This is a genomic window from Akkermansiaceae bacterium (assembly GCA_024233115.1).
Lineage (GTDB): Bacteria > Verrucomicrobiota > Verrucomicrobiia > Verrucomicrobiales > Akkermansiaceae > Oceaniferula.
In genome coordinates this window covers 254,614-271,274 of record JACKQB010000003.1, presented here as the reverse complement: position 1 = coordinate 271,274, position 16,661 = coordinate 254,614, and the positions used below count along the sequence as shown (strand labels likewise).

The 16,661-nt window shown below is 55.9% G+C and carries 14 protein-coding genes; 5 read left to right on the top strand and 9 right to left on the bottom strand.

What is annotated here, in order from left to right:
• Positions 1-24: 24 nt before the first annotated feature.
• Both fabG and H7A51_09060 read left to right on the top strand, forming a co-directional pair.
• Positions 25-771 (top strand): 3-oxoacyl-[acyl-carrier-protein] reductase, encoded by a 747-nt coding sequence (fabG, locus tag H7A51_09065; GenBank protein MCP5536368.1) that lies wholly within the window; start codon positions 25-27, stop codon positions 769-771.
• Between the two features lie 18 nt (positions 772-789).
• A complete protein-coding gene (locus H7A51_09060; protein MCP5536367.1) occupies positions 790-1,257 on the top strand; it encodes a histidine phosphatase family protein in 468 nt (155 codons plus the stop codon).
• Positions 1,258-1,269: 12 nt separating this feature from the next.
• On the opposite strand, the gene H7A51_09055 is transcribed toward H7A51_09060, so the two are convergent.
• The 3 genes from H7A51_09055 to H7A51_09045 all read right to left on the bottom strand — a co-directional run bounded on the left by H7A51_09055 (position 1,270) and on the right by H7A51_09045 (position 3,692).
• Positions 1,270-1,740, bottom strand: coding sequence for a septal ring lytic transglycosylase RlpA family protein (locus H7A51_09055; protein MCP5536366.1), 471 nt, complete (start codon positions 1,738-1,740; stop codon positions 1,270-1,272).
• A gap of 71 nt (positions 1,741-1,811) precedes the next feature.
• Positions 1,812-2,546 (bottom strand): phosphodiester glycosidase family protein, encoded by a 735-nt coding sequence (locus H7A51_09050; GenBank protein ID MCP5536365.1) that lies wholly within the window; start codon positions 2,544-2,546, stop codon positions 1,812-1,814.
• A 231-nt stretch (positions 2,547-2,777) separates the two neighbouring features.
• Positions 2,778-3,692: a metalloregulator ArsR/SmtB family transcription factor gene (locus H7A51_09045; protein ID MCP5536364.1), complete on the bottom strand. Its 915-nt coding sequence runs from the start codon at positions 3,690-3,692 to the stop codon at positions 2,778-2,780.
• A 61-nt stretch (positions 3,693-3,753) separates the two neighbouring features.
• Between H7A51_09045 and H7A51_09040 the strand changes: the two genes are divergently transcribed.
• Together H7A51_09040 and H7A51_09035 are read left to right on the top strand one after the other, a co-directional pair.
• Positions 3,754-4,947 (top strand): methionine adenosyltransferase, encoded by a 1,194-nt coding sequence (locus H7A51_09040; protein ID MCP5536363.1) that lies wholly within the window; start codon positions 3,754-3,756, stop codon positions 4,945-4,947.
• A gap of 56 nt (positions 4,948-5,003) precedes the next feature.
• Entirely contained in the window at positions 5,004-6,449 is a 1,446-nt protein-coding gene (locus H7A51_09035) for an adenosylhomocysteinase (GenBank protein MCP5536362.1), read from the top strand.
• 128 nt (positions 6,450-6,577) lie between these two features.
• Here the strand turns inward: H7A51_09035 and H7A51_09030 are convergent, their stop codons facing one another.
• Positions 6,578-7,411, bottom strand: coding sequence for a helix-turn-helix transcriptional regulator (locus tag H7A51_09030; GenBank protein MCP5536361.1), 834 nt, complete (start codon positions 7,409-7,411; stop codon positions 6,578-6,580).
• A 246-nt stretch (positions 7,412-7,657) separates the two neighbouring features.
• Entirely contained in the window at positions 7,658-9,058 is a 1,401-nt protein-coding gene (rpoN, locus tag H7A51_09025; GenBank protein MCP5536360.1) for an RNA polymerase factor sigma-54, read from the bottom strand.
• Between the two features lie 192 nt (positions 9,059-9,250).
• On the opposite strand from rpoN, the gene H7A51_09020 reads away from it, so the two are divergent.
• Positions 9,251-10,462 (top strand): MFS transporter, encoded by a 1,212-nt coding sequence (locus H7A51_09020; protein MCP5536359.1) that lies wholly within the window; start codon positions 9,251-9,253, stop codon positions 10,460-10,462.
• A gap of 24 nt (positions 10,463-10,486) precedes the next feature.
• Here H7A51_09020 and H7A51_09015 read toward each other — a convergent pair whose 3' ends face one another.
• The 4 genes from H7A51_09015 to dnaB all read right to left on the bottom strand — a co-directional run bounded on the left by H7A51_09015 (position 10,487) and on the right by dnaB (position 16,595).
• The gene (locus H7A51_09015; protein MCP5536358.1) at positions 10,487-11,278 is read right to left on the bottom strand and encodes a hypothetical protein; all 792 of its coding nucleotides are present in this window, start codon (positions 11,276-11,278) and stop codon (positions 10,487-10,489) included.
• Positions 11,279-11,361: 83 nt separating this feature from the next.
• Positions 11,362-12,666 carry a DUF1552 domain-containing protein gene (locus H7A51_09010; protein ID MCP5536357.1) on the bottom strand — a complete coding sequence of 435 codons (1,305 nt, stop codon included), beginning with the start codon at positions 12,664-12,666 and terminating at the stop codon, positions 11,362-11,364.
• A 38-nt stretch (positions 12,667-12,704) separates the two neighbouring features.
• On the bottom strand, positions 12,705-15,086 hold the full coding sequence (locus H7A51_09005) for a DUF1592 domain-containing protein (protein MCP5536356.1): 2,382 nt from the start codon (positions 15,084-15,086) through the stop codon (positions 12,705-12,707).
• Between the two features lie 45 nt (positions 15,087-15,131).
• Complete coding sequence (gene dnaB, locus H7A51_09000; GenBank protein ID MCP5536355.1) at positions 15,132-16,595, bottom strand: replicative DNA helicase; 1,464 nt, start codon at positions 16,593-16,595, stop codon at positions 15,132-15,134.
• Positions 16,596-16,661: the final 66 nt, after the last annotated feature.

The following is a 16,661-nucleotide window of genomic DNA, read 5'->3' as shown; positions in this document are numbered from 1 at the left end:
TGTCAAATCGTGGGACGAATTGGCATGGCACGTTTTACAGACAAAGTAGCAGTAGTCACCGGCGCAGGCCGGGGGATCGGATTTGAAATCGCCAAGGCATTTGCCGCCGAAGGCGGGAGGGTGGCCGTGGTCAGTTTCAGCCGGGGAAGTTGTGGCGGTGCGGCCGAGGCGATCAATGCCGACTATCCAGGTGCGGCCAGGGCATATGCGGTGGATGTCGCCGACCACGAAGTGGTGCAAGCCGTAGGCAAGGAAATTGTCGCCGACTTTGGAGCCGTCAATATACTGGTCAACAATGCAGGAGTCACCCGCGACGGTTTGCTCATGCGTATGAAAGACGAGGATTGGGACACGGTGTTGGATACCAACCTCAAAGGTGCGTTCAATACCGTCAAGGCATTCCAACGCAGTTTGATGAAAGCCGCTGACCCACGTATCATCAATATCAGCTCGGTGATCGGGCTGATGGGAAATGCCGGGCAAGCCAACTACGCTGCCAGCAAGGCCGGTCTCATTGGTTTCACCAAATCAGTCGCCAAGGAGCTGGCCGGACGCAAAGTCACCTGCAATGCCATCGCCCCAGGCTTCATCGCCACCGACATGACCGATGAGCTTAGCGCCGACCAAAAAGAAGCCATCGTTGGCAATATCCCGCTCAAGGAAATGGGGAACACCGCGGATATCGCAGCACTCACCCTCTTCCTCGCCAGTGCCGAAGCCCGCTATATCACCGGTCAGGTCATCGCCAGTGATGGCGGAATGACCATGTGATCCCGACACCCGACACCAATGGACCTATTGATCATTCGCCATGCCCAGGCCGAGGATTATGCGATCAATGACGCATCGCGAATCCTTACCGCGAAGGGGCAGGCCCAATCACGCAGGGTGGGGGAGTTTCTGAAAAGCAACGGACTCGTGCCCGATGTCACGCTTGCCAGCCCTTATGCGCGTGCCAAAGAAACGGCGGAAATTTTTTGCCAAGCATCCGGGGCTGATGAGCCGGTGATCGAGCCGTGGCTCGGCTGCGGCATGCGACCCGAAAAGGCCATGTCCGAGCTGGCTGCATACTCCGGTTTCGGGAGGGTCGCCATCTGTGGTCATAACCCGGACTTCGCCTATCTCGCCGAGTGGCTGTTAGGTAGTCAGGCGGGAGGTTTCCATGTGCGCAAGGCATCCATCATCCACTTTTCTAACATCCATCCACCAGGTCGTGGCGGCTATCTCGAAATGATGGCCCCGGTCTCGAGCCTGTGAGGAGACCGGTTGTTATTCATCGTTGGAAGCCGTCGATGTATCAGGCTTCTCAAGTACCTCCACCTTGCACTTGACGATGCCTTTGTGGACGAATTCGAGTTTCTTGGCAGCACCTTTGGTGACATCGATGATGCGCCCCTTGATATAGGGACCGCGATCGGTGATCTTGAGAATCACTGATTTGGCGTTGCGGAGGTTGGTGACCCGAACCAAGGTGCCCATCGGTAATGTTTTATGGGCAGCCGTCATCGCGTGGTCGCGAAGGGGGATGCCGCTTGCCGTGTGCGTGCCACCATTGCACTTGATCTCATACCAGGAGGCTTCTCCGTGGAGAGTCCTGGCAACAGTAAGACCGTCTGGGGTTTGGGTTTCGACCGGTTGGTTTGCCTCTGGTGTATCAGCCTCGGTGGGCTTGGAATCATTGGCAAAGGTTGCACCTGACACGAGTGCGGCGGCTAGAAAGATACTTGGGAGTTTTTTCATGGCGGGCGGCGTCTACCTCGGTAGTCGACCGGCTGTCAATGCCTATTATTAGCTTAAATTGAAGGTCAAAATCAGCGTGGAATGAGGACCAGATAGTTCCTCACGGCCTTATTTATCAAGGATCGGTGCGTTTTGCCGCCGTTTTTCACATGCGGCCCAACCCAGAGGTCAGATGAGCGCCCGCCATCGAGATTCACGGCGATTTTGATTTTGAACCCCGCGGGCGACGCTCCGGCGAGAGCCCGGGAAAGGGCGTCCAGTGTACACGGCCCAGCATAACCCATCGCCCAGTGGTTGTGCCCGTCCCATGCGAGGAAACTGCGTGGTCGACTACTTGTTTTCGAGAGTCCGGTAATCGCTCTACCTTTTTCCGCGAGCATCGGCCCGGTTTGCAGTAAGTTAAAAGCATTTGCAGCCTGGCTCGACGTAGCATACCGCTCCCTCCGAATGATGGCAGTGCCGGTTTTTGATGAAACAAACATCCCCGCGCCAAGCGATGACTTATTGACGTAGCCACGTTTCGTGCCCGTTTCTATCAGAAGTCCGAGAGGTTTTCCTTCGGGAGTAAAAAATCCCCCATTGATTGCGGCGAGCCCCCGGTAGGTGGCTGCTGCCTGTTGAGAGGTGGTCCACCGGGTCCCCGGTCCCTCCTGCTGATCCGCGACCCGTAGCTGATGCACCCGATCGTCAAAGCTAACCATCGATAGCGTCACGCCATGACGCGATGTGTGATGGTAGGTGAGGGGGATGAGCGCTTGTGATGGCCTAACCAAGGCAGGGGATTCCTCCTTGATGGGAGGTTTCACAGTAAGCTGCGGACGTGGAGATTGCGTCTCGGGGGGGATGATGGGTGTTTTTACGCGGGTGTCAGTGCCCGGAGCACAAGCACCCAATAATAAAACTAACAGCAAGCCGGATTTCACCATATCCCCACCTATCGCACAGCACACCTCGATAACAAGTCCCCACTTCCGTATTTTCAAATTCTTCCGTGGTTGAAATAAAAATTCGCCCGATTCGCCCGATTCGCGGTCCACCTACTTCTCACCAATGGCAAGCAAGGTCTGAAAATGCGGCGCCTCGCTCTCTTTATCCACGATGGTGGTTTCTATATCTTTAAACCCTGCCTTTTCCATCATGTGATAGAGTTCAACTTCGGAAAACCCTAACCAGGTATCGGCGTAGAGCTCCTTCGCCTGGTCAAAGCTGTGTTGAAGAAGGTCGAGGATGACCAGTTTGCCCCCTGGGACTAACAACTTGTGCGCTGCGGCTAAGGCCTTGCCGGGGTGTTCCGCATGATGCAGCGCCTGGGAAAAAATGGCGAGATCCACCGAGTTGTCCTCTATGGGAGGGGTTTCGATATCACCGAGACGGTATTCCAGATGCGATAATCCATGTTCCCTGGCAAGGTTTTTGCCGAACTCAACCATCTTCGGTGAGTTATCGATGGCGATGACCTTTTTTGCCCTCGGTGCGAGCAGCTGCGCCAGTGTTCCCTCACCGGCGCCAAGGTCGGCCACCACATCGTAGTTGAGGATTTTCAACATCGCCTCGGCAAGCGATTTCCAGGATCTCCCCGGAACATAGCTTTTCCCGAACTTACCCGCCAACTCATCGAAATAGGCCCGCGTTTTATCACGCCGTTTCCGCAGAATATGTGATAACGTCTTGGAATCGGCTGCCACCTCGGGGATCTCACCGGTGGCCTGCCGGGCAACCTCCATCAGGGCATCGGGCGCCGAGATGGCGTAAACGTTGTTTTTGCCGGACCGGGCACTGGTGACCAGGCCTTCCTGCCTCAGTTGGGAAAGCTGGGTCGAGATCCGGCTTTGCCCCATTCCGAGGATCTCCTGGAGCTCCGCCACATTCAGCGGTTCATCGGCAAGAAGGAGTAAAATACGGATTCGGGTAGGATCCGACAGCAGTTTTAGAGATTTAAGAATTGACGGCATGGGATATTGGGTTAATTACGCATCAACGTATCGCGATTTATTGATACAACAAATTGAACCCATGAGCAAGCCATTCATTTTTTCTTCTGAATCCGTCACCGAAGGTCACCCGGACAAGGTCTGTGACACCATCTCCGATGCCGTCCTCGACGCCTGTCTTGAGCAGGACAGATCAAGCCGTGTAGCCTGTGAAACCTTCGTCAAGGACAACGTCGTGGGTCTCGCCGGTGAGATCACGACCAATGCCCAGTTCGATTACGGCACGGTGGTCAAAAACACGCTCAAGGAGATCGGCTACGATGCCGATTACGCGAAGGACACCGACTACTCCTACACCTGCAAATTCGAAAAAGGGGCTTTCCTGATGAATATGCTCGGGCAGCAGTCACCTGACATCAAACAAGGCGTTGATGCCGAGGATGCGGCCGACAAGGGCCATAACGAACAAGGTGCGGGCGATCAGGGTATCATGTTTGGTTACGCCACCAATGATACCAAGGAGCTCATGCCCGCTGCCATTCACTATGCGCACCGCCTTGGGGAGGCGCTGACCAAGCTGCGTAAAGACCGCGTCCACACCTGGTTGCGACCCGACTCCAAAACCCAGGTCAGCATCGAATACATCGACAACAAGCCGAACCGGTTCACTTCCGTGGTCATCTCCACCATGCACGCCAAGGAGATATCCACCCAGGAAATCCGCGATATTCTCACGCGCGACCTGATTGAAAAACATCTCCCCGGCAACCTGCTGACCCCGGAAACCGCTATCCTCATCAACCCCACCGGACTCTTTGTCGTTGGTGGTCCGGAAGGGGATGCCGGCCTAACGGGGCGTAAAATCATCGTCGACACCTACGGGGGCATGGGCCGTCACGGTGGCGGTGCCTTCTCAGGAAAAGACCCCTCCAAAGTCGACCGCTCAGCCGCTTACATGTGCCGCTGGGTTGCGAAGAACATCGTTGCCGCCGGCCTCGCCCGCGAGTGTGAACTTCAGCTTGCCTACGCGATCGGCCACCCTCATCCGGTCAGTGTCAACGTCAACACCTTCGGCTCCGCCGAGGTCGATGAAGCGCAGATCGAAAAAGCCGTCAACGAGGTCTTTTCCTTTAAACCGGCCGACATCATCAAACAGCTCGACCTGCTCCGCCCGATCTACGGCAGGACCACCAACTACGGCCACTTTGGTCGCGAGGACGCCGGGCTTCCGTGGGAACAGACCAACAAGGTGGATGCCCTGAAAGCCGCACTCTAATAGATCCGTCCGGCCAGACGGATCCGACCGATCTCAATAACCAACTAAAAAACACTATGAGCACCACCACCTTGGAAAAACCCAAAAACGACTACAAAGTAGCCGACATCACACTCGCCGATTTCGGTAGAAAGGAAATCGACATCGCCGAGCACGAGATGCCCGGGCTGATGCAAACCCGTGCCAAGTATGGCCCCGAAAAACCGCTGCAAGGCGTCCGTGTCATGGGCTCGCTGCACATGACCATCCAGACGGCGGTTCTCATCGAGACCCTCGTCGAACTCGGTGCCGACGTCCGCTGGGTTTCCTGCAACATCTTCTCCACCCAGGATCACGCCGCCGCTGCCATCGCCAAGTCCGGTGTTCCTGTGTTCGCTTGGAAAGGCGAGACCCTTGAGGAATACTGGTGGTGCACCTGGCAGGCACTCCAGTTCCCGAACGATGGCGGCGAGCCACTCGGCCCCGAACTTATCGTGGATGACGGCGGCGACGCTACCCTCCTGATCCACAAGGGGTACGAAATGGAAAACGGATCCGACTGGGTCAATCAACCCGCGGGTTCCGACGAAGAGCAGGTCATTAAGAACCTGTTGAAAAAAATCGGCAGCGAGCAGCCCGGCATTTTCGCCCGCATCGTCAAGGACTGGAAAGGGGTTTCCGAGGAAACCACCACCGGTGTCCACCGTCTTTACGAAATGGCTAAAAAGGGAACCCTGTTAGTGCCCGCCATCAACGTCAACGACTCCGTGACCAAGTCCAAGTTCGACAACCTCTACGGCTGCCGCGAGTCACTGGTCGATGGTATTAAACGTGCCACCGATGTGATGATCTCAGGAAAGGTCGCCGTTGTCTGCGGCTACGGCGACGTCGGTAAAGGCTGTGCCCAGGCCCTCCGTGGCCAGGGTGCCCAGGTCGTGGTCACCGAAGTCGATCCCATCTGCGCGCTGCAAGCCGCCATGGAAGGTTACCGCGTGCTCACCGTTGAAGACACCCTCGGCTGGGGCGACATCTACGTCACCACCACCGGCAACTACAACATCATCCGCCTCGAGCACATGGAGAAAATGAAGGACCAGGCAATCGTCTGTAACATCGGTCACTTCGACAACGAGATTCAGATCGACAAACTGAACAAGGCCGAAGGGGTCACCAGGCTCAATATCAAACCACAGGTCGACAAGTACACTTTCCCTTCAGGAAACAGTCTCTATATGCTCGCCGAAGGCCGTCTGGTCAACCTCGGCTGCGCCACCGGTCACCCGAGTTTTGTGATGTCCAACAGCTTCGCCAACCAGACCCTGGCCCAGATCGATCTCTGGAAAAACAAGGACAGCTACAAGGCCGGTGAAGTGAAGGTTCTGCCCAAACACCTCGATGAAGAAGTCGCCCGACTCCACCTCGAGAAAATCGGCTGTAAGCTCACCACCCTCACTCCCGAGCAGGCCGACTACATTGGCGTGCCGCAAGAGGGGCCCTACAAGCCGGATCACTACCGCTATTAAGGTGCGAAGGAACGCGGGTTTGTAACCCGCATCAGGATAGGCACTCAGGTTGCCGCGGTTTGAAAAACCGCACCCCATATTTCAAGTCCTCGTTGCAAGCCGCAGCGGGGGCTTTTTTGGGGGTGGGATCAATCGCGCCCGGACTTTTCAGGTGCCTGTTTTCTGAATGCGCTCGGAGACATCGAGAATTTCTTGTGAAAAAGCCGGTTGAATTGGGAGATCGACTGGAAACCTGACTCAAAACAGATCTCCGTGATGGATCGATCCGTTTCGGTCAGCAGTTCAGCGGCAGAGTCAAGCCGGTGTTGGCGGATGTATTCGGGCAGACTGTGGCCGGTGGCCTTCTTGAAATGCCGTGAAAGCCAGTCGCGGCTTAGCCCGCAGTGGTCCGCCACATCTTCGACATGGCAATTTTCGTGAAAATGATCGTGAATGTAGTGACAGGCTTTGCGGATCGACAAGGGCATTTCCAAGGAGTTTTGCAGTTGATCATCTTCCCAGTCCAGCTGGAGCTGGGACAGGATGATCGACGCCAGTTGCAGGGCACCTTGGTATTTTTCCTCGGAAATAGCCGAGTTGACCTGGGGCATGGGCACCCTGCCGACAAGAAGATAGATGTTGGCGTTAGGGGATTCGGTTAGCCTGGTGACGGAAAACCTCTGGCCTGCATAACAACAGCAGGTCGTGAATTCACCGACTTCCGCTTCGTCTGCTCGCTGAATCTGCAAGGCGAACGTTTCAGCGCAGAGTTCGCATCCCGGGGCACCCTTGACGAGTTGTTGGCAAAGTGGGTTATGGACTCTTCCCGCAACACTTTCCCATCGGTCGAACAATGCATGAATCAAATCAATCTCCACACCCGTGGCCGTGATAAAATGTCCGCGGAAAGCCTCCCAAGAGCTAAGGGCTTTACCCAGGGTACGCAGGTCCCCGACAGGGACGATTCTGCCATTGGCTTTCATGCCGTCTCCACTCTAATTGATTTTCTTAAGAATTCCAGAACTAATCCGGAGTTTCGATGGTCTGGTAACCCTCTGGAGGCCGCTGTTGTTAGGCGGAGCGCTGCTAGGGGGTGTCCTCGAGGATTGGTGGTTTCGGTGGGCATGAGTCCTTCATTCTCACACTGGACACCAAAAATATCTGCGCATTGTATGGGAATAAACAACGCGCCAATTGATCAGCGGCAATAGAGGGGGCGTGCCATGTTGCTACCCATGCCTTTTCCTTAAGTGCGACGGGAGAATACCGAGTTGGTCACGGTACTTTGCAATCGTCCTGCGTGCGACTTTGATGCCCTTGGCCTTGAGTTGTTTTTCAATGACCGTATCGGAGAGGGGTTTGGCGGTGTTCTCGTTGGCGACAAGCTGCTGGATGGCGTCCCTGACACCGGTGTTGGAAATCTCGGTGCCTTGTCGGGTGGTGTAACCGGAGGAGAAAAAGGCGCGCAGCTCCATCATCCCGTGAGGGGTGAGGATGTACTTGGCGGAAACGGCCCGGGAAATCGTGGCGGCATGCACACCGACCGCCTCTGCAACATCGTGCATGGTCATGGGCCGGAGTCTCCCCTTGCCGTGGACGAGGAAGTCCGGCTGGCGTTTGATGATCTCGGTGCCGATTTTTAACAGTGTTTCCTGACGTTGGCTCACGGCATTGATGATCTGTCTGCCTTCGTGCATGTTGTCACGCAGATATTTCCTGGCTTTGGGGTCGGAGTTGAGTTTGGCTAACAGATCCTTGTAGTGGTTGCTGATGCGGATGTTGGGTAAATGATCGCCAGTCAGTCGCGCATAGAAATTCCCGTCGTCGTCCCGCAGGAGCTCAAGGTCGGCGCTGACATGCGGGTTCGATGTGGCGTCAAACGCCGCACCGGGATCAGGGTTGAGCCGGGCAATACGTTCGGCGGCTTCAATCACCGCTTCGTGGGAAACGCCGAGGGCGCGTGTGATATCGGAAAAACGGCGGCGTGCCAGGTCGCTCAGGTGCTGGTCGACAATGCGGCTTTCCAGTGAACCGCCACGGCCCAGCAGCTGCAGTTGCAGCAGCAAGGATTCGGTCAGGTTCTCCACAGCCACTCCCGGAGGGTCAAAGCCCTGGACCAGCGACTGGGCGGAGCGTAGCTGCTTGAGGGTGAAAGGAGAGATTGTGGCGATGTCTTCGATCGGGTCATCGAGAAAACCGGTGTCATTGATACAACCGATCAGGTACTCGGCCGCCATGTACTTTTCATCATCGACCGCCGCGCGGTTGAGTTGGTCGAGCAGGTGTTGTTGCAGGGTCTGGGGCGCGACGATGGAGTTGTAGAGGAACTCGCGGCGTTGCTCGTCGTCAGCGGTGTGCTGTCGGCTCCCCTGGGTCATGATGGCGTCCTCACGCCAGTAGTCGTCGAACTCGGACAGGTTCTCGTAATCGGTCTCCGCATCCGGGGGTGGGCGATCATCAAGCTCCTCGGTATCCTCGGTGATCTCCAGGGTGGGGTTCATCTCCGCTGCCTGGCTGAGCAGCTGGCTGAGCTCCATGGTATTGGCCTGCAGGATCTCCAGGCTCTGTCGCATTTGTGGCGAGAGAGTTTGTTGCTGGGAGAGGTTTTGATGGAGGCCGGCTGAGGGCATAACGAGATGCGTTTTTGAGTAGGGGCGCGCCGGAGTGTAGGATGAAAACGGGGTGTTTTCATAGTTTATTCAGCAATTTCTGTGCCATTAATTTGAAAAATATATTTTCAGGGTGTCAGTTGCCTGAAATCAGCGGCCTGTATTTCGTAATTTGGTATTTGGAGTTTGGATTTTCGAGATTAGAACAAGCGCGTGCAGGGAATCCGATCGAAGTTAAACAAGGGGGGGACATGGTGGATAGCCGTCGGCTTCTTCCTGATTTCCGTGGCTCCCGGACTGTGGCTTCCCGCATTGCCTAACATGCTGAAGGCGCAGGGGATCGAGTGGGTTTTACCCTACGCGTTTGCGGTGGGGCCATTGGCCTCGTTGTTTTCGCCGCTGATTTTTGGATCCATGGCCGACTACCGGTTTTCAGCGCAGAAGCTCGCGGGCACGCTCTCGATGCTGGGCGCCGCTTTTCTGGGTATGGCCTTCCTGTCATTGTACCAAGGTTGGGGAGCGTGGCCGTATCTTGTTTTCCAGACGATGAATGCATTTATCGCCGCGCCAATGTGGGCGTTGCTCTCGACGGTCACGCTGGCAAATATCGATGATGCGCAGAAAAAATTTCCCTTGTTCCGGGTCTGGGGATCCATCGGCTGGGTGGCTGCCGGTTGGTGGGTGAGTATGATGAACTGGGATAGCTCACCGGTGGCGGGTATGGCGGCGGCCGGGGTGAGGTTGTTTTTTGGGTTGTCATGTTTCATGATGCCCGACACCAAACCGCAGGGGCAAGTGGAGCTAGGGAAGCCCAACTGGAGAAAGAATTTTGGTCTCGAAGCCCTGGTGTTATTCAAGGACCCCTCAATGCGGGTGTTTCTCATCACGGCCCTTTTGTTTTCGATTCCGCTCGGAGCCTTTTACATGTACGCGCCGATTCAGTTGAAGGAACTCGGGGATGGACATCCTGCCGCTTCGATGACCCTGGGCCAGATCACGGAGATTGTCGCCATGTTGTCGTTAGGCTGGTTACTGGCGAGAGGGCGCTTGCGCTGGGTGCTGTTAGCCTCACTGATGCTGGGTATTACCCGTTACAGCCTGTTTGCTTACTCCGGATGGAGTGGTGGGTTGATATGGATGTGGGTGGGTATTGCCATGCACGGGCCGTGTTATACTTTCTTTTTTGTCACGGGGCAGATGCTGGTCGACCGTCAGGTCCAGCCGGGGATGCGCAGCCAGGCGCAAGCCTTGTTGGGAACCATTTCCGGGGGGATTGGTGGATTACTGGGAAGTCTCTTTTGTGGTTTCTGCTATGCCAGGACCGATGGCCTGCCGAACGAGTGGACCTTCTTCTGGGGTGGGCTGGCCGTCATCGTGGTTGGCTGTGCCCTTTATTTTGTGACGGGCTATGGCAGGAAGGCATAGAGGGGAATTATCCGCCTGTGTGTATCAATGTTCTTTTTTAGGGCCGATGTATTGATTGGAAATGGCGATGTCGTCGAGGTAGATAAAACACTCGGTTGGGGCGGTGGCCTTGCCGCCGTAATAGATGTTAAACCAGATTTTCTCGATCTTGAGGCTGGGGTTGTGGCGCATGCGGATGTCGGACTTTGCAAAGACCTGTTTGCCGTCTACCCAGGCGCGGAGGATGCCGTCTTTTTTCCCCGGGGTGTTCATCTGGCAGTATTGCTCGATGCAGTACCAGCGGCCTTTTTCGAGCAGCGGGCCCGACCATTTCCAGCTGTCGCCGTACTGGCCTTTCATATCGGCATGGTAGCAGTAGCTGCTCATTTGGAAGCGGTTGCCGACCGAATGTCCGGATCCACGGGCCGACCAGCCTTTGGTTCCATCTGAGGGTCTTCCGCCCCATCCTGCTTTGTTGTAGGTGCCGCCGAAGCCGGGCATTTTGCCGGTGTAGTTCCAGTTTTCACCGAGGTAGAGATAGTAACGGAAATAGATTTTCTCCGGCTCCTTACCCAGGGTTTTTTTGAAGGTGTAATCAAGGCTGGAGCCAAGATGTCCACCTTTTTCGATACGGATGCGCAGTGCCTGTTTGCCGTGATGCGCTTGGCTGACGAGGCTGCAGTTGCGAGGCGATTTTTTGAGTTTCCATGATTTCCACCAACCGGCGGACTCGAAATTCTCGGTGAAAATGGTTTTGGGACGGGCGGTTTCGGCTGATGCGGAATGGATCAGGGCCAGCGTTAAGCCAAGGCCAAGGATGAAGGTGGAATGGTTCATGATATTGTTGGGCCGTCCGGGCTGATAGCCGGACATGCTCAATAAACGTCATCCGTCAGTGGTGTTTTTCAGAAACCATGGAGTTAGACATCATTCAGGACACCACTCGAATCCCCAACCCGCTTGGCATCTACGCCCATGCGTTCTAACATGGCCAGGTAGAGGTTGGTCATGGGGGTTCCCTCCTTGGCCCTGGTATGACGGCCGGGCTTTAAACTGCCGCCGCCGCCGCCAGCAAGGATGAGGGGGAGGTCGGTATGGTTGTGTCGATTGCCGTCACCAATTCCCGAGCCGTAGACGATCATGGTGTTGTCGAGTAACGAGCCTTCCCCCTCCTTGAGGTTTTTCAGTTGTTGTAGAAAACGCGCATATTCACCGATGTAGAACTGGTCGATTTGGGCGATTTTTTCCAGGGTATTGGGGTTGCCGCGATGGTGGGATAGGGAATGGTGGCCTTCGGAAATACCGATGTCGGGGAAACTGCGGTTTGACCCATCGTGTGCGAGCATGAAGGTACTGATGCGGGTGGCGTCCGTGCGGAAGGCGAGAGCCATGAGGTCATACATGATACGGATGTGTTCGCGGTAACTCCGGGGGATACCCGTGGGCTTTTTCTGATCGGGGAACTGATCGCGGAAGCTTTCGTGGCGGCTGATACGCTGCTCGACCTCCCGCACCGAGGTCATGTACTCGTCGAGTTTAGCCCGGTCGCTCACACTCGCCTTTTGATGCAGTCGCTTGGCATCCTCTAACACGAAATCGAGAATACTCTGGTTCAGCTCCCGGCGTTTAGCGTCTTCCTTTGAGTTGCCGGAGCCGAAGAGTCGTTCGAAAACGGTGCGGGGGTTACGTTCGGCGGGCATGGGAGTGTTGGCACTACGCCAAGAGAGATTAAACTGATAGGCGCAGGAGTAGCCGGAATCACATCGACCAGACCGGCGTGGCGGATCAGTGCTTAACTCAAGGGATGGTAGCCGGGTTAGCTGACCGAGCTGCTGGGCGGCAATCTGGTCGACCGAGACACCTACGTGGATATTTTCGCCTGAAGTCTTGCGTGCCTGGCAACCCGTTAGGAAAGTTGCGTTGGCGCGTGCGTGGTCACCGGCACCGTCGCCGTTAGGTTTCGCTTTATCCAGGTCGAGACCGCCGATGATTTGAAAATCACGGCGCAGTGCTGCCAGTGGTTTCAGGCTCTGGCCAAGGGTGTAGCTGGAGCCCAGCCCCTTGGGCATCCATTGGCTGAGGTTGACGCCGTTGGGGGAGTAGACAAAAGCCATGCGTAGCGGGCAACCCGACGACGTGGTGGCAGCTGGAGCCGCCCCGATTGACTCGAGCTGAGGCAAGAGGACCGTGGCACCGAGGCCTTTGAGGAATGTTCTTCTTTCCATGGCGGTTGGATAGTGGGTGTTGTAGCGCCGTTGTTTTGTTAGCGCCGTTGGTGTTGAAACGGTGTGCTGAGGACGATACCTCGGATGAGGGCTTGTGAACTATAGTCCTTCTTTTTGATGTCGCGAAGGATTTTTTCGATGGTGAGTCGATCGTAGCGATTCACACCGCGGCCGAGCGCATAGGTCATCATTTTTACCGTCAGGCAGCGGATGAATGCATCGCGCTTGGTTCCGGAGATGACCTTCCTCAGTGATTCGGCATTTTCGAGAGGCTCGCCGGTAACGAGTCTGCCTGAGGCATCGATCGCCCGACCATTTGCAAACTCACGGTATCTACCAATGGCATCGTAGTGTTCGAATGCGAGACCAACGGGGTCCATCAGATTGTGACAGCCTGCGCAGGCATTTTTCTCCCGGTGAATGGCAAGCTGCTCACGCAGGGTGAGTCCCTCGGCGTGTTCCCGCGGATCTTGAAGCGGTTGGGTGTCCGGAGGGGGTGGGGGAGGTGTGATGTCGAGGATGTTTTCGAGCACAAACTTTCCGCGCAAGACCGGCGAGGTCCGGGTCGGTTGGGAGGTGATCGTCAGCAGCGATGCATGGGTGAGGATGCCGCGTCGGTGTGAGTGGTCCAGTTTCACCCGACGGAATTGACTGCCTTTGACGCCATCGATCTGATAATGGTAGGCGAGCCGGTCATTGATGAAGGAATAGTCGGCATCAAGGAAGTCGAGCAGGCTCTTATTCCCGCGCAGAATGTGATCGACCAGCATTTCTGTTTCAAGGAGCATGTCATTGCGCAGGGCGTCAGTGAATGAGCGGAAACGTTTCGGATCGGGAGTGATCACGGCGAGGTCGCGGAGTTGGAGCCACTGCCCGGAGAAGTTCTTGACCATTTGTTGCGCCTTGTCGTCTTTGAGCATGCGGGTGAGCTGATGATCCAGGTTGGCACGGAGTTGGCCATGGTCGGCAAGCTCGAGGAGTTCGCTATCCGGCATACTGCTCCAGAGGAAGTAGGAAAGCCGGCTTGCGAGAGTGTGTTCACTGACCAGGGAGGAGGATTTTTTGTTTTGCTGCGCGGCGGATTCGTCGATACCAATGAATAGAAACGAGGGCGAGACGAGCATGGCCTGCAGAGCTCCCTTGATTCCCAGTTCGAGCGATTGTTCTTTCCTGGTGATGCTTTCCACCAACCTTAGGTAGCGTGAGATTTCCCCGGGCTGTGCTGGCCTGCGGAATGCTTTGCGGGCAAAATGGGTCAGCACATGGCGGGCGTAGAGCTGGTCGGAGGCATCCTTTTGACGGGTAATGAAAACCGACTGGTGGGATTTGGGTTTTTCGTAAACAACGTTGGTTGGCCCCTCGAGGTGGACGCCGTGAATCATGAGGTTGCGGTCCCTGCGGTTCGGGTCACGGGCTTTGGGGTCGTAAAAATCATTTGGGAAGGTTAGTTTAAGGTCGTTTTTCCCTGGGTTGAGTTTGAGGTCTACCGAGTAGGTTTTTTCGTCGCCAAAATCATTGCCGACCTTGAACCGTTTGATGATTTTTCCTTTTAGGCCCACGTCAAGGAATGCGGGCTCGTCGCCCGCTTGTTGGGCGGAGGCGATGACGTGCAGGCGGTAGGTGCCCGCCCGGTCAATGGAGGGGTTGATACTAACAGTTCCTCTGGTAAAGAGGTAAACGCCGCTCTCGTCACGGCGTCCGTCACCCCGGAATCCACGCGGGTCGCATTTTTTAACAGCGGCCTTCATCGGCCCGATCACCAGGGCTTTATTGAGGGCAAGTTCAGCGGTGTGTAGGTATTTCTCAATATGGGCAGGTGAGATGGTGAGCACACTGCCCATGTTATCAAAACCAAAACCCGAGTCGTCGGGAGGTAGGGTTGAAACGGCATCGATGCCGACGCCCAGCAGGTCGCGGATGGTGTTCTGATATTCAACCCGGTTCATGCGTCGCAACACCACATGCCCGGGGTCCGGATTGTTAGGGTCAACTGGGAATATGGCATCATTGATCCACGCGATCAGAAGGTTCCGTTTTTCACGGGGTGGTTGTTCCTTGTCGGGGGGAGGCATCAAGTGGTAGTCGATCCGCGCCTGGATATGTTCCCAGATAGCTGGGTTTGCCCGCATGCTGGCCAGATCGGTGAAAACATCCATATCGAGCTTCCCCTTGCGGTGTCCATCGCCATGGCAATCATAGCAATAATGCTCGAGCATCGGCTTGATGTCATTGTTCCAGCCGGCCATCAGGTGTTTATCATCGACCTGAGCCTGGTGTGGCTGTGTCGTTTGCACGCGGCTATTGGTTCCGGATTTGCCGGGGGAGCCAGCGAACAACCCAGGTTCGAGCCACCAGCCGACCAGTAATCCTGCTCCGGCGAGCAGGGTCAGCAAGGATGGTTTGGACCGTAATGCAGCCATGGTATCACCCCTGACTACGGGCGATCGAAACAAGGTATTTCAAGATCATTCGTCCCGCTCCCGTGCCCTGGTCTCGAAGCGCATGATCTCCTTGAGGAAAGTAAGGGGGACACCGCCTGTGGGACCGTTGCGGTTTTTGGCAATGAGGATTTCGGCCTTTCCGTCTTCCTCATCGCGATCCTCTTGTTTGTCGGCGTAATAGGCAGAGCGGTAGAGCAGTCCCACTATATCGGCGTCCTGCTCGATCGAGCCAGATTCGCGGAGGTCTGACATACGTGGCTTGCCGCCGCCGCCGCTGGCACCGACACGTGATTCCGGCCCCCGGTTGAGCTGGGCGAGTACGATGATAGGGATGTCCAGCTCCTTCGCAAGCCCCTTGAGGCCTGCGGAAATTTCCGCCACTTCCCGCTCGCGCGAGTTCTGGGCTTGTTTGGAGTTGGATCGCATCAACTGAAGGTAGTCGATGGCGATGACCTTGATGTCCTCCTCCTTTTTCTTCCGTCGTGCCTTGGCGCGGAGTTCGTTGATACTGATGCCTGGAGTATCATCGATAAATAGCCGGCAGTTCTTGATCTCCTCTGAGGCACGTTTGATATTGATGAAATCTGATTTGAGCGGCTCGAAGCCTTTCATCACCTTGGATTTGTCAAAGCGGGCACGCGCGTAGAGCAGGCGCTCCACCAGCTGGAATGCCCCCATTTCCAAGGAAAACACCATAGCCGGAAGCTTGAGGTCGAGACAGAAATGCTCGACCAGGTTCATGGCGAACGAGGTTTTGCCCATCGACGGGCGGGCAGCGATAATGAACATCTCACCAGGTTTCAGCCCATTTGACATCTTGTCGATTTCCGGGTAACCGGTCATGATGCCGCGGCTGTCAGCTTCCCGACGGATAAAGGCCTCGAAGTTGGCGATCACCGTTTTCATGTGGTCGGCGATGGTTTCCTCCTTGTTTTTTTCCGCCCCCTCGCGGATGGCGAGCACCTGGGACTCGACGTTATCGAGCAGCTGCTCGACCTCCTCCTGGTCGTCGTAGGCGCGTGTGATGGCCTCGGTGCAGTGTTTGATGACCGACCGGAGGACATACTTGTCCTTGACGATATCCAGATGGTGTTCGAAGTGCGCGTGGGTGGGGGAGTAGGTGTAGATCTCGGTGACGGCGGCCGGGCCACCGACGGATGCCATCAGGTTGCGGTCCATCAGCGTCTGGGAGAGCGATACCAGTTCGATGGGCTCGTTGCCCTCGAAGAGCTCCTGCAGGACCTTGAATAGCGCGCCGTGCGCTGGCTGGTAGAAATGGTCCACGGTCAGTTTGTTTTCAATCGCCAGCCCGATAAACTGTTGGGGGTCCTGGAACATGGACGACAGGATACTCTTCTCAGGCCCGATGGCATGGGGCAGGGCGCGTTCCGCCGACTGGAGGTCGGAGGTCGGGGCTTTCTGTAAATCAGGTCCCTTTTTCTTGTTGGGTGAACCTGGATTCTTGGTTGGGGGAGAGTCGTTTGCCATGGGTAGTGAGAGTTGTAGGAGAATGTCGACAAAGGTCAATCTGAGTATGATGGAAATTATGTGAAT